Origin of the sequence: Kineococcus gynurae, from assembly GCF_042433995.1 — a bacterium.
GTDB lineage: Bacteria > Actinomycetota > Actinomycetes > Actinomycetales > Kineococcaceae > Kineococcus > Kineococcus gynurae.
This window is the reverse complement of record NZ_JBHLUI010000008.1, coordinates 449,481-462,767: the sequence shown is the minus strand read 5'-3', so window position 1 is coordinate 462,767 and position 13,287 is coordinate 449,481. Positions and strand designations below refer to the sequence as shown.

8 protein-coding genes are annotated in these 13,287 nt (G+C 73.2%); 4 read left to right on the top strand and 4 right to left on the bottom strand.

The annotated features are described in order from the left end of the window. Positions 1-44: 44 nt before the first annotated feature. The 4 genes from ACFFKU_RS08560 to ileS all read right to left on the bottom strand — a co-directional run bounded on the left by ACFFKU_RS08560 (position 45) and on the right by ileS (position 6,835). Complete coding sequence (locus ACFFKU_RS08560) at positions 45-1,493, bottom strand: methyl-accepting chemotaxis protein (RefSeq protein WP_380137175.1); 1,449 nt, start codon at positions 1,491-1,493, stop codon at positions 45-47. Between the two features lie 118 nt (positions 1,494-1,611). Beyond that, positions 1,612-1,977, bottom strand: a complete 366-nt coding sequence (locus ACFFKU_RS08555) for a DUF4233 domain-containing protein (RefSeq protein WP_380137173.1) — start codon at positions 1,975-1,977, stop codon at positions 1,612-1,614. Beyond that, a complete protein-coding gene (locus tag ACFFKU_RS08550; RefSeq protein ID WP_380137171.1) occupies positions 1,974-3,599 on the bottom strand; it encodes a bifunctional folylpolyglutamate synthase/dihydrofolate synthase in 1,626 nt (541 codons plus the stop codon). Before ACFFKU_RS08550 ends, ACFFKU_RS08555 begins: the two co-directional genes overlap by 4 nt. Beyond that, positions 3,596-6,835, bottom strand: coding sequence for an isoleucine--tRNA ligase (gene ileS, locus ACFFKU_RS08545; RefSeq protein WP_380137170.1), 3,240 nt, complete (start codon positions 6,833-6,835; stop codon positions 3,596-3,598). Before ileS ends, ACFFKU_RS08550 begins: the two co-directional genes overlap by 4 nt. A 417-nt stretch (positions 6,836-7,252) precedes the next feature. On the opposite strand from ileS, the gene ACFFKU_RS08540 reads away from it, so the two are divergent. Genes ACFFKU_RS08540 through ACFFKU_RS08525 form a run of 4 tightly spaced genes read left to right on the top strand, consistent with a single transcriptional unit; the run spans position 7,253 to position 13,237 of the window. Next, entirely contained in the window at positions 7,253-8,491 is a 1,239-nt protein-coding gene (locus ACFFKU_RS08540) for a thiolase family protein (RefSeq protein ID WP_380137169.1), read from the top strand. Next, positions 8,491-10,521 (top strand): 3-hydroxyacyl-CoA dehydrogenase NAD-binding domain-containing protein, encoded by a 2,031-nt coding sequence (locus ACFFKU_RS08535; protein ID WP_380137168.1) that lies wholly within the window; start codon positions 8,491-8,493, stop codon positions 10,519-10,521. Before ACFFKU_RS08540 ends, ACFFKU_RS08535 begins: the two co-directional genes overlap by 1 nt. A gap of 35 nt (positions 10,522-10,556) precedes the next feature. Further along, the gene (locus ACFFKU_RS08530; protein WP_380137167.1) at positions 10,557-12,041 is read left to right on the top strand and encodes a long-chain-fatty-acid--CoA ligase; all 1,485 of its coding nucleotides are present in this window, start codon (positions 10,557-10,559) and stop codon (positions 12,039-12,041) included. Further along, a complete protein-coding gene (locus ACFFKU_RS08525) occupies positions 12,038-13,237 on the top strand; it encodes an acyl-CoA dehydrogenase family protein (protein ID WP_380137166.1) in 1,200 nt (399 codons plus the stop codon). Before ACFFKU_RS08530 ends, ACFFKU_RS08525 begins: the two co-directional genes overlap by 4 nt. Positions 13,238-13,287 lie beyond the last annotated feature (50 nt).

Sequence of the window (13,287 nt, the reverse complement as noted above, 5' to 3'; positions counted from 1 at the left end):
TCCCCCGCCCGGGCGGCGGGGGTCCGGGTGGGGGCCCCACGGGCTCAGTAACGGAAGCGGGAGACCAGGTCGCCGAGCTCGGAGGACACGGTCTGGACCTGCTGCGCGGTGCTGGTGCCGCCGGCGGCCGAGGACCGACCGCCGTCTCCCGCGGAGATCTCGGTGACGTTGCGGACCATCTCGGCGGTGGTGACCGACTGCTCCTCGACGGCGGCGGCGATGGTGGTCTGCAACGCGTCGATGCGGGCGATGACCTCGGAGATCTCGCTGATCGCCTCGGTGGCGGCGGCGGTGTCGGACTGGGTCGCGGAGACGCGGGAGGTGATGTCCTCGGTCGCCCGCGCGGTCTGCTGGGCCAGTTCCTTCACCTCACCGGCGACGACGGCGAAACCCTTGCCGGCGTCGCCGGCGCGAGCGGCCTCGATGGTGGCGTTGAGGGCCAGCAGGTTGGTCTGCTCGGCGATGGAGGTGATGAGGCGGACCACGTCGCCGATCTCGCGGCTCGACGCGCTCAGCCGCTGCAGGGTGTCGTTGGTGGTGGCGGTGACGTCGACCGCCTGGGCGGCGACGGCGGAGGCGTCGGTCGTCGAGGAGGAGATCTCGCGGATCGCCGCGGTCATCTCCTCACCGGCGGCGGCCACCGTGGAGATGTTGATGCTCAACGCCTCCGAGGAACCGCGCAGCGTCCGGGCGTGGTCGACGATCTTCGCCATGACCTGCCCGAGGCTGCTCAGGGAGGCGTCCAGGGCCGTGGCCATCTCGCCGAACTCGTCCTTGCGGTCGAGGTTCACGCGGCGGTCCAGGTGTCCCTCGGCCAGGCCGGCCACGACCTCGACGACCCGGCGCAGCGCACCGAGGATGCTGCGCGACAGCATGGTCGCGACGGCGGCGCAGAGCAGGACCCCGCCGACCAGCAGGGCGACGAGCACCACGACCCCGCGGTGGTAGGCCTGCCGTCCCGCCGCCGCGGCCGCGGCCCCGGCCTCCACCTCGCCGGCCTGGGCCGCGTCGAGCTCCTTCTGCATCTTCTGCCGGATCGGGGTGGTCTGGACGACCCGGTAGGCCTTGTAGCCCTCGATGTCGCTGCTCTCGGCGAAGGGGATCAGACCGACCCGGGCGGCCCGGAAGGCGGCGAGGTCGGTCGTGATGGCGCTGACGGCGGCGGCGTCGACCGGACCGGCCTGCTGCCAGGCGGCGAGCGCCTGGTCGAGCTCGGCGTCGTGACCGTCCATCCGGGTCTTGACGTCGGCCTTGTCGTCCGGGTCGGCGAGCAGCAGGTCCGCGAGGTCCTTGCTGACGTTGGTCATGACGACCTGGGCGGAGTCGGCCGCGTGCAGGGCCGTCATGCGCTGGGAGTAGAGGTCGTCGAGGCGCTGCTGCGCCTGGTGGAACTTGAGGATGCCGATCGAGCCGACCAGCACGAGGAGGGCGGCGGCCAGGCCGAAGGCCCCGAACAGTTTGGTCGAGACCTTCAGGTCGCGCAGCTGCCTCATGTCGGCGATCCCCTCTGCGGGCGATCCCGCGGCCGGGCGCCCCGGACGGGCGCCGCTCCCCCTCCTTCGGCACGCGTCCCCCCCACCTTGACCGCGACACGCCGGTCGTAGCCACCCCTCAGGGGGTCGGCTCCCCGCCCTCCTGCCGGGCGACGAACTCGGCCCGTTCCCGTTCGATCCGGTCGCCGATCCGCACGGCGAAGAACCAGATCACCGCGAACCCCAGACCGACGGCGAACATGACCGGCACGACGAAGCCGGAGGCCACGATGAGGACCTGCAGCACCCACCCGAACGCGTAGCCCCGGGGCGAACGCAGCATCCCGGCGCAGAGCAGGCAGAGGAGCAGCAGAACCCCGCCCGCGATCAGGGCCGTGTTCTGCTCCACCTCGGACAGGCGGGCGGCGACCAGCGTCGCGAAGAACACCACGAAGGCCTCGGCGAGCAGCGTGGTGGCGGCCATCATCCGCTTGGGGTTCCTCATGCGCGGTCGTCCCGGACGAGCAGCGCCCGGGCGTCCCCGGCCAGCACCACGGATCCCGCGATCAGCACCCCGCCACCGCTGCCGAGGTCCCCGAGACCGCCGGCGGCGTCGTCGGACTCGGCGAGGTCGACGGCCAGCTGGATCGCGTCCGCGAGGTTCTCGGCCACGTGGACCCGGTCCTCCCCGAACAGGTCCTCGGCCGCCTCCGCCAGCTCGGCGACCGGCAGCGCCCGGTCCCCCGAGGGACGGGTCACCACGATCTCGGCCAGCACGGGTTCCAGCGCCCGCAGCAGACCGTCGGCGTCCTTGTCGCCCATCACCCCCACCACCCCCACCAGGCGGGACAACGTGAAGGCCTCGCTCACCGCCTCGGCGAGCACCTGGGCCCCCGCCGGGTTGTGCGCGGAGTCGACCAGGATCGTCGGGGAGGTACGCAGCAGCTCCAGGCGCCCCGGGGAGGACGCGTCGGCGAACGCCGCCTCCACGACCTCGGCCGAGAGGGTCTCCCCCGGCACCGCCAGCAGGGCCTCGGCCGCGCTCAGCGCCGTCGAGGCGTTGCTGGCCTGGTGCACCCCGTGCAGCGGCAGCACGACGTCGGCGTAGAGCCCGCCGCGGGTCCGGATCGAGACGACCTGCCCCCCGACGGCCAGCCGCCGCTCGGCGACCCCGTAGTCGACCCCCTCGCGCACGACGGTGACGCGTTCGGCGGCGGCCTTGGCCAGCAGCACCGAGGCGGCCTCCTCGACCTGGCCGGAGACCACGACGGTCGCCCCGTGCTTGATGATCCCGGCCTTCTGGGCGGCGATGTCCTCGATCGTCGACCCGAGCCAGGTCTCGTGGTCCATGGAGATCGGGGTGATGACGGCGACGTCGGGCTGGACGACGTTCGTGGTGTCCCACGACCCGCCCAGGCCGGTCTCGACGATCGCGACGTCGACCGGGGCGTCGGCGAAGACGGCGAACGCCATGACGGTGAGGACCTCGAAGAACGACATCCGGGGTTCCCCGCGGTCGGCCGCGTGCGCGTCGACGATCCCGACCACGGCGGCCACGTCGTCCCAGGCCCGGACGAACTCGGCGTGCGAGACCGGTTCCCCGTCGATCGCGATGCGTTCGGTGATGTCCACGAGGTGCGGGGAGGTGAAGCGCCCGGTGCGCAGGTCGTGCTCGCGCACCAACCGCTCCACCATCCGGGTCGTCGACGTCTTCCCGTTGGTCCCGGCCAGGTGCACGACGCGGTAGCTGAGCTGCGGGTCGCCGAGCAAGGAGCAGGCCTCGCGCACCCGGTCGAGGGTGGGGTGGATCCGGTGCTCGGGGTTGCGGGCCAGGATCGCGGCCACGACCTCCTCGAAGCGCGGGTCCTCGTCCGCGCGGGCCTTCTCGCGCCGGGCGCGCCGCAGCGCCGCGGTGGGCGGGCGGTGGTCCTGCGGCACACGCCCGCGGCGCAGGCCGGCGCTGCCGTAGGCGTCCGCGGGATCCTCGTCCCCCGGGCCGGTCTGCTCGTCCGCCTCCGCCTCCGCTCCCGGCGCGGGCCCGCCCCAGGAGTTCAGGACGATGTCCTCGAAACGGTCGAACTCGTCGGGCTCGCGCCCGTCGGGTCGAGGAGTGCCGGGATGGTTCATCGCTGCTCCGCCTTCTCCACCATGACGCGCACCTCGTGCCCGTCGACCGAACCCGTCACCGTCGCCTGCTCCAGGGGCAGCGCGGACGCCGACCCGGCCGACCCGAACTGCTGGGCCAGCGTCTCCTCCACCACGAGGTTCTGGTGCGTCACCAGGGCCTGCCACACCGGGCCGTCGCCGGCCACGGTCAGCCGGATGCGGTCGGAGATGTCCAGACCGGCGTCGCGACGGGCCTGCTGCACGAGCCGGATGACGTCGCGGGCGAGGCCCTCCGCCGCCAGCTCGGGCGTGACCGTGGTGTCGAGGACGACGAAACCACCACCCGCGACCCCGCCGAGCGCGGCGACGGCCCGGCCCGAGGAACCCTCGGCGTCGTCGAAGACGAGGCTGCGCTCGAACTCGCCCGCCACCAGGGGGATCCCCCCGGCGACGACGGTGCCGTCCGGGTCCTCGGTCCAGTCCCCGGCCTTGGCCGCGCGGATCGCGGTCTGCACGTCCTTGCCGATCCGCGGACCCGCCGCGCGGGCGTTGACGCTCAGCCGCTCGGTGACGCCGAACTCGGCGATCCGGTCGGTGCGCCCCAGGGTCACCTCGCGGACGTTGACCTCCTCGGCGATGAGCTGCGCGAAGGGTTCCAGGGCCGCCGGGTCCTCGACGAGGACCTGCACGGTGCCGAGCGGCAGGCGCACCCGCAGGCCTCCGGCCTTGCGCAGCGACAGGGTCGCCGAGCAGACGCCGCGGGCCACGTCCATCGCCGCGACCAGGTCGTCGTCGGCGGGCAGGTCGAGCGGGTCGGGCCAGTCGGTCAGGTGCACCGAGTCGACCCCGGCCCCGCCCGCGCCGGTCAGCCCGCGCCACACGTCCTCGGCGATGAGCGGCAGCAGCGGGGCCAGCAACCGCGTCGTGGTCTCCAGCACCGTGTGCAGCGTGTCGAGCGCGTTGCGGGCGCGCTCGGACTCCCCGTCCCAGAACGCCGACCGCGACCGGCGCACGTACCAGTTGGTCAGGACGTCGAGGAACTCCCGCAGGCTGAGGCAGGCCCCGGAGATGTCGTACCCGTCCAGCTGCGCGGTGACCTCGGTGACGGTGTCGTGCAGCTTGGCGAGCACGTAGCGGTCGAGCACGTCCGACGAGGTCGTGCGCCAGCGGGGGGTGTGCGAGGAGGCCGTGGAGTACAGCAGGAAGAACTGCCACGTGTTCCACAGCGGCAGGATCACCTGCCGGGCCGCCTCCCGGATCCCCGTCTCGGTGACGATGAGGTTGCCCCCGCGCAGGACCGGGGAGGCCATGAGGAACCACCGCATGGCGTCGGACCCGTCGCGGTCCAGCACCTCGGACACGTCCGGGTAGTTGCGCAGCGACTTCGACATCTTGCGGCCGTCGTCGCCCAGCAGGATCCCGTGGGCCAGGCAGGTGCGGAACGCGGGACGGTCGAACAGCGCGGTCGCCAGGACGTGCAGCGTGTAGAACCACCCGCGGGTCTGCCCGATGTACTCGACGATGAAGTCGCCCGGGTAGTGGCTCTCGAACCACTCGGCGTTCTCGAAGGGGTAGTGCACCTGGGCGAAGGGCATCGACCCCGACTCGAACCAGCAGTCGAGGACCTCCGGGACCCGGCGCATGGTGGAGCGGCCGGTCGGGTCGTCCGGGTTGGGCCGGGTGAGCTCGTCGACGTAGGGGCGGTGCAGGTCGGCCGGACGCACGCCGAAGTCGCGCTCCAGCTCCTCCAGCGACCCGTACACGTCGACCCGCGGGTGGGCCGGGTCGTCGGAGACCCACACCGGGATGGGGCTGCCCCAGTAGCGGTTGCGCGAGATCGACCAGTCCCGGGCGCCCTCGAGCCACTTGCCGAACGAGCCGTCCTGGACGTGCTCGGGCACCCAGGTGATCTCGCGGTTGAGCTCGACCATGCGGTCGCGGAACGTCGTGACGGCGACGAACCAGCTCGAGACCGCCCGGTAGATCAAGGCGTTGCCGCAGCGCCAGCAGTGCGGGTAGGGGTGGTCGTAGGTCTCCTGGCGCAGCAGCAGCGCACCGCTCGCGACCCCCGCCTTGAGGTCGCGGATGATCTGCTTGTTCGCGTCGAAGACGTGCTGACCCGCGTAGTCGCCGACCTCGGAGGTGAACTCCCCGCGGGAGTCGACCGGCACGACCGGGACGATGCCCGCGGCGTCGGTGACGAGTTTGTCCTCCTCGCCGAAGGCGGGGGCGATGTGCACGAGCCCGGTGCCGGAGTCGGTGGTGACGTAGTCGGCGGACAGGATCCGGAACGCGTTCTCCCGACCGGCGAAGTACCCGAAGGGCGGGGTGTAGGCCAGACCCAGCAGGTCGGCGCCGGTCCACCGGGCCGAGATGCGCTCGGCCGCGTCCTCGCCGAGTTCACGGGCGTAGGAACCCACGCGGGCCTCGGCGATCAGGAACCGGCGCCCGGCGTGGTCACCGGTGCCGTCGACGACGACGTAGTCCAGCTCGGGGTTGACCGCCATCGCGAGGTTGCTGGGCAGGGTCCAGGGCGTCGTGGTCCAGATCAGCGCGAGGACCCCGTCCAGCCCGGCCCGCGGGTCGGCCGGGTCCACGGTCAGCGGGTAGCCGACGGTCACGGCGGGGTCTTGCCGCTGCCGGTAGACGTCGTCCATGCGGGTCTCGGTGTTGGACAGGGGCGTCTCGCAGCGCCAGCAGTAGGCGAGGACGCGGAACCCCTCGTAGACCAGGCCCTTGTCGTAGAGCGTCTTGAACGCCCACATCACCGACTCCATGTAGTCGGTGTCCAGGGTCTTGTAGTCGCCCTCGAAGTCGACCCAGCGGGCCTGCCGGGTGACGTAGGACTCCCACTCGCGCGTGTAGCGCAGCACCGAGGTCCGGCACGCGTCGTTGAACCGCGCGATGCCCATGTCCTCGATCTCGGACTTGTGGGTGATGCCGAGCTGGCGTTCGGCCTCGACCTCGGCGGGCAGGCCGTGGCAGTCCCAGCCGAACCGGCGCTCGACCTGCCGGCCGCGCATGGTCTGGTAGCGGGGCACGACGTCCTTGACGTACCCGGTCAGCAGGTGGCCGTAGTGCGGCAGCCCGTTGGCGAAGGGCGGACCGTCGTAGAAGACGAACTCCTCCGCGCCGCTGCGACGGCGGGCCTCGATGCTGCGGCGGAAGGTGTCCTCGCCCGCCCAGGACTCCAGGACGCGCGCCTCGAGCTCGGGGAAACCGGGCCCGGTCGGGGGTGGGGTCGGCTGCTCGCTCACCGGCGGACTCTCCTCGGTTCCGCGCACCCGGGGGCGCGCACTCACCGCGAGGACGACGTCCGCCGGGGTCGGCGGCGCCGCGGTACCACCCCGCTTGCCGCCCTCCCGGCCACGGGGCGGACCCCGGGTCGCGACGACGACCGCTCGTCAGTCCGGCTGTGACGGGCCGGCCCCGCCCGGTTCTACTGACCGCGACGTGGCTCGCCGCGGCGTTCTTCCGGAGGCTCGCCGGTGATGGCCGGGTCCTCGCCCTGTTGCCGCGAGTCTAGGGCAGCCGCGCCGGCGCGAGCCTCCCGGATTCCTCCGGGACCGCCGGCGCCTCCCCGGCCGGGCCGCCCAAGTATGCGGGACTCCGGAGTACCGGCTACCGGTCGGCAACGGTTATGGTGACCGGGTTGAACCCGACGAGGAGGTCCGGTGAGCCGTTCCGCAGTCCCCCGCCGATCCACGCACGGACGGGGGGTCGTCTTCGTCGACGGGGTTCGCACCCCGTTCGGCAAGGCCCGCCCCGACGGTCTCTACGCGGGCACCCGGGCCGACGACCTCGCCGTCGCCTGCCTGCGCGAGGTCCTGCGCCGCAACCCCACCCTGGCCCCCGAGCGGGTCGAGGAGGTCGCGATGGCGGCGGCCACCCAGAGCGGCGACCAGGGGCTCGTCCTCGGCCGCAGCACCGCGCTGCTGGCCGGGCTGCCGGTGACCACCCCCGGGTACGCGATCGACCGCTGGTGCGCCGGCGCCCTCACCGCGGTCACCACGACCGCGGCCTCCATCGCCGTGGGCGCCCTGGACGTCGCGCTGGCCGGCGGGGTCGAGCACATGGGGCACCACCCGCTCGGCCAGGGCCTGGACCCGAACCCCCGCTTCCTCACCGAGCGCATCGTGCCCCCGGACGCCCTGGACATGGGCCGCACGGCCGAGGCCCTGCACGACCGCTTCCCGCACCTGACGAAGGAGCGGGCCGACGCCTACGCCGTCGCCAGCCAGCAGAAGTTCGCCCGGGCCGTGGCCGAGGGCCGGGTCGAGCCCGACCTCGTCCCGGTCGCCGTGCGCGACGCCGAGGGCGCCTGGGGGCTCGCGACCCGCGACGAGCTGGCCCGACCGGGCACGACGGTCGAGCAGATCGCCCACCTGCGCACCCCGTTCCGTCCGCACGGCCGGGTCACCGCGGGCAACGCGTCCCCGTTGACCGACGGCGCCACGGCCTGCCTGCTCACCGCCGAGGAGACCGCGGCCGACCTCGGCCTGGCGCCCCGGATGCGGCTGGTGAGTTTCGGGTTCGCGGGCGTCGAACCCTCGGTCATGGGCCTCGGCCCGGTCCCCTCGACCGAGAAGGCGCTGCGCACCGCGGGGCTCGGGATCGACGACATCGGGTTGTTCGAGCTGAACGAGGCGTTCGCGGTGCAGGTGCTCTCGTTCCTCGACGCCTTCGGCATCGCCGACGACGACCCCCGCGTGAACCGCTACGGCGGAGCCATCGCCATCGGCCACCCGCTGGCCGCCAGCGGGGTCCGGCTGATGATCCAGCTCGCCCGGCAGTTCGCCGAGCACCCCGAGGTCCGCTACGGCCTCACCGCGCTCTGCGTGGGTCTGGGCCAGGGCGGGACCGTCGTCTGGGAGAACCCCCACCACTCCGACTACGAGATGGCGGTCGCCTGATGCCCGTCCACGTCCGCACCGTCGACCTGCCCGGCGGCCCCGGCCGCGCCGCCCTGCTCACGCTCGACCCGGGCCACCCGCGCCGACCCTTCGTCCTGGGCCCGGACCCGTTGCGGGAGCTGGACTCCGCGCTCGACCAGGCCGAACGTCTGGTCACCGAGGAGGGCCTGGTCGCCATCGCGGTGACCGGGGTCCCCGGCGCGTTCTGCGCGGGCGCCGACCTCAAGCAGGTCGCCTCGGTCACCACCCGCGAGCAGTCGCGCGGGGTGGCCGAACTCGGCCACGCGGTCCTGGGCCGGTTCGCCGACGCGGCCGTCCCCACGTTCGCGTTCGTCAACGGCACCGCGCTGGGCGGCGGCCTGGAACTCGCGCTGCACTGCAGCTACCGCACGGTCTCGACCGCGGCCCGCGGCCTGGGGTTGCCCGAGGCCTACCTCGGTCTCGTCCCCGGCTGGGGCGGGACCTGGCTGCTGCCGCACCTGGCCGGGCCCGAGGTGGCGGTGCGGGTCACGATCGAGAACGCGCTGGCCAACAACAAGACCCTGGACGGACCCCAGACCCTGGCCGCGGGCATCGCCGACGTGGCCCTGGAGCCCGCCGACTTCCTCGTGGAGTCGTTGCGCTGGACGGGCTCCGTGCTGCGCGGCGAGGTGACGCCCGAGCGTCGGGGACCGGCGCCGGCCGACGAGTGGGAGGCGGCCCTGACCCGCGGACGGTCCGTGGCCGACACCCGGGTCCACGGCGCCGCGCCCGCCCCCTACCGCGTGCTGGACCTGTTGGAGGCCGCCCGGGTGAACTCCCGCGACGCGCACTTCGCCGCCGAGGACGACGCCCTGACCGATCTGGTGGTCTCCGAGGAGCTGCACGCCGGCCTCTACGCGTTCGACCTCGTCCAGCGCTACGCCCGCCGTCCCGTCGGCGCCCCGGAGGGGGTCGAACCCCGCAGGGTCACCGCGGTCGGGGTCGTGGGGGCCGGGCTGATGGCCTCCCAGCTCGCCCTGCTGTTCCTGCACCGCCTGAAGGTCCCCGTGGTCCTCACCGACCTCGACGCGGACCGGGTCGAGGCCGGCGTCGAGCGGGTCCGCTCCGGCGTCGAGGACCTGCTCCGCAAGGGGCGCCTCGACCCCGACACCGCGAACCGGTTGCGCGCGAACGTGTCCGGGACCGTGGACAAGGCCGGGTTGGCGCACTGCGACGTCGTGGTCGAGGCGGTGTTCGAGGAGCTGTCGGTCAAGCAGCAGGTGCTGCGCGAACTGGAACCGGTGCTCTCGCCGGAGGCGGTGATCCTCACCAACACCTCCTCGTTGTCGGTGACCGAGATGGCCTCCGTCCTGCAGCACCCGGAGCGGTTCGCCGGGTTCCACTTCTTCAACCCGGTCGCGGTCCTGCCGCTGGTCGAGGTGGTGCGGACCGGGCGGACCGACGACCCGACGCTGGCCACCGCTTTCGCCGTGGGGGCCCGGCTGAAGAAGACCTGCGTGCTGGTCCGCGACGCCCCGGCGTTCGTGGTGAACCGCATCTCCACCCGGCTCTTCGACGTCGTGGCCCGGGCCGTGGACGCCGGCACCCCGCTGCCGGTGGTCGAGCGGTCGGTCGACGCGCTGGGACTGCCGATGACCCCGTTCCGCCTGGCGAAGTTCGTCGGGCCCGCGGTGATGCTGCACGTCCACGAGACGTTGGCCGCGGCCTTCCCGGAGCGTTACCGGGTCCCGGACTTCCTGCCCCGCTGGGTCGAGGCCGGCTCCCCCGACCTGGTCGCCCCCAAGGGCGATCCGGTCCCGACGGACGCCGCGGCCGAGGTGCTGACCGCGACCGGGACCGGCCCCGACGGCGCGGAGATCCTGCGGCAGGTGCAGGACGCGCTGGCCGACGAGGTGGCCCGGGTCCTCGAGGAGGGCGTGGTCGCCACGGCCGCCGACGTGGACGTCTGCATGATCCTCGGCACCGGGCACCCGCTGTTCACCGGCGGCCTCACGCCCTACCTGAACCGCACCGGGGCCGCCGAACGCGTCATCGGCCACCGGTTCTGATCCACCCACCCACGACGACGACGTCTGGAGCCGACATGAGCACGCTGGCCGACCTGCTGCCGCGACGGGCCGCGGAACGGGGGGACGCCCCCGCCGTCAGCCTCGACGACGCGGTCCTCTCCTGGGCCGACCTCGACGACCGGACCGCCCGGGTCGCCGGGCTCCTGCGGGGCGGGGGGTTGCAGCCCGGGGACCGGGTCGCGATCGTCCTGCCGAACCTCCCGCACTTCCCGGTCGTGTACTTCGGGGCGCTGCGGGCCGGGGCGGTGGTGGTCCCGATGAACCCGCTGCTGCACGAGCGGGAGGTGCGCCACCACCTCACCGACTCCGGCGCCACGTGGGTGTTCGCCTGGAAGGACGTGGCCGAGCGGGTGGCCGCCGGGGCCGAGGGGACCGGCGCCCGGGTCGTCGTCGTGGACCCGACCGACGGCGGGGCGCTGCTGGCCGGGGTCGACCGCGACGACGCCATCCACCCGGCGGGCGACGACGACACCGCCGTCCTGCTCTACACCTCGGGGACGACCGGGTCGCCGAAGGGCGCGGAGCTCTCGCACCGCAACCTGCTGAGCAACGCGGTCACCTCCCACGAGACGCTGATCCAGCTCGGGCCGGACGACGTGGTGCTGGGGGCCCTGCCGTTGTTCCACGCCTTCGGCCAGACCTGCGCGCAGAACACCGCCCTGGTCGGCGGGGCTCGGTTGACCCTGCTGCCGCGGTTCAGCGCCGAGGCGGCGTTGAGGGTCGTCGAACGCGACCGGGTGACCCGGTTCCTCGGTGTCCCGACCATGTACGTCGCGTTGGTCCACGCCCCCGACTCCCCCGCCGACACGAGTTCGCTGACCCGGTGCATCTCCGGGGGTGCCTCGCTGCCGGTCGAGGTGCTCAAGGCGTTCGAGGAGCGCTACGGCTGCGCGATCCTCGAGGGCTACGGGTTGTCGGAGACCTCCCCCGTCGCCTCGTTCAACCTGCCCGACCGGGTCCGCAAACCCGGCAGCATCGGGGTCCCCGTCCGCGGGTGCGAGATGGACCTGCGGACGCCGGACGGTGCCCCGACCCCCGAGGGCGAGGTCGGCGAGATCGTCATCCGCGGCGAGAACGTCATGAAGGGCTACTGGCGCAACGAGTCGGCCACCCGGTCGGCCATCGACGCGGACGGCTGGTTCCGTTCCGGCGACCTGGCCCGCCGCGACGAGGACGGCTACTACACGATCGTCGACCGCGCCAAGGACATGATCATCCGCAGCGGGTACAACGTCTACCCGCGCGAGGTCGAGGAGGTGCTCTACGAGCACCCCGCGGTCGAGCAGGCCGCGGTCGTCGGGATCCCCGACGACGAGCACGGCGAGGAGATCGGCGCCGCGGTCGTGCTGCGCGCCGGGCACACCGCCACCGAGCAGGAGCTGCGCGAGCACGTCGCCGCCGCGCTGGCCGCCTACAAGTACCCCCGCCGCATCTGGTTCGTGGACGACCTGCCCAAGGGCCCCACCGGGAAGATCCTCAAGAGGGAGATCAAGCCGTGACCACCGTGACCGGGACCCCGCGCCCGACCGCCGCCCCCACCGGGGTCGACTACTTCGACATCGCCGCCGAGCTCACCGCCGAGGAGCTGCGGGTCTGGACCTCGGTGCGCGAGTTCGTCGACGCCCGGGTCCTGCCCGCGGCGGGCGGCTGGTGGGAGCGGGCCGAGATGCCGCTCGACGTCCTGCAGGAGTACGGGCGGCTGGGTCTGGTCGGGGACGGGCTGGAGGGGCCGGGGATCCCCCGGCTGAGCCACACCGCCGCTGGTCTGATCACCATGGAGCTGTCCCGCGGGGACGGCAGTTTCGCGACCCTGCTCGGGGTGCAGGCCGGACTCGCCATGCGCTCCATCGAGTTCCTGGGGTCGGAGGAGCAGAAGCAGCGGTGGCTCCCCCCGATGGCCCGCCTCGAACTGCTCGGGGCCTTCGCGCTCACCGAACCCGAGCACGGTTCCGACGCGGTGGCGCTGGAGACCCGCGCCGTGCGCGACGGCGACGACTACGTCCTCGACGGGGCGAAGCGCTGGATCGGCCTGGGTGACGTCGCCGACGTCGTGGTCGTCTGGGCGCGCGGCGAGGACGGGCAGATCCAGGGTTTCCTGGTCGAGAAGGGCACCCCGGGCTACCAGGCCGAGGTGATCACCGGGAAGGCGTCGCTGCGCTCGATCCACAACGCGCACATCACCCTGACCGGGGTGCGGGTGCCGGCGGCGAACAAGCTGCCCGGGGCGCGTTCGTTCAAGGACACCGGCCGGGTGCTGTCGGCGACCCGCGCCGGCATCGCCTGGGGGGCGCTGGGGCACGCCACCGCGGCCTACGAGACCGCTCTCGCCTACGCGGTGCAGCGCAAGCAGTTCGGGCAACCGCTGGCCTCGTTCCAGCTGGTCCAGGACAAGCTCGTCCGGATGCTGGCCGAGGTCACCGCGATGCAGCTCTACTGCCTGCGCGTGTCCCGGCTGGCCGAGCAGGGTCGGCTCACCGACACGCAGGCCTCCCTGGCCAAGGTGAACGGGACCCGCAAGGCCCGCGAGGTCGTGGCCCTGGCCCGGGACCTGCTCGGCGGCAACGGGATCCTGCTGGAGCACCGCGTCGCCCGGCACATGGCCGACGTCGAGGCCCTGCACACCTACGAGGGCACCGAGAGCATCCAGACCCTCATCGTCGGTCGCCACCTGACCGGCATCAGCGCCTTCACCTGATCCCCGCCCCCACCCACCCCACCCCAGAACCCCTCCGTGATCAAGGAATC

Bases quoted from the DNA above. Each gene is read 5' to 3' on its own strand.
- ACFFKU_RS08560 (WP_380137175.1), bottom strand. From the start codon at position 1,493: ATGAGGCAGCTGCGCGACCTGAAGGTCTCGACCAAACTGTTCGGGGCC.
- ACFFKU_RS08555 (WP_380137173.1), bottom strand. From the start codon at position 1,977: ATGAGGAACCCCAAGCGGATGATGGCCGCCACCACGCTGCTCGCCGAG.
- ACFFKU_RS08550 (WP_380137171.1), bottom strand. From the start codon at position 3,599: ATGAACCATCCCGGCACTCCTCGACCCGACGGGCGCGAGCCCGACGAG.
- ACFFKU_RS08535 (WP_380137168.1), top strand. From the start codon at position 8,491: ATGCCCGTCCACGTCCGCACCGTCGACCTGCCCGGCGGCCCCGGCCGC.
- ACFFKU_RS08530 (WP_380137167.1), top strand. From the start codon at position 10,557: ATGAGCACGCTGGCCGACCTGCTGCCGCGACGGGCCGCGGAACGGGGG.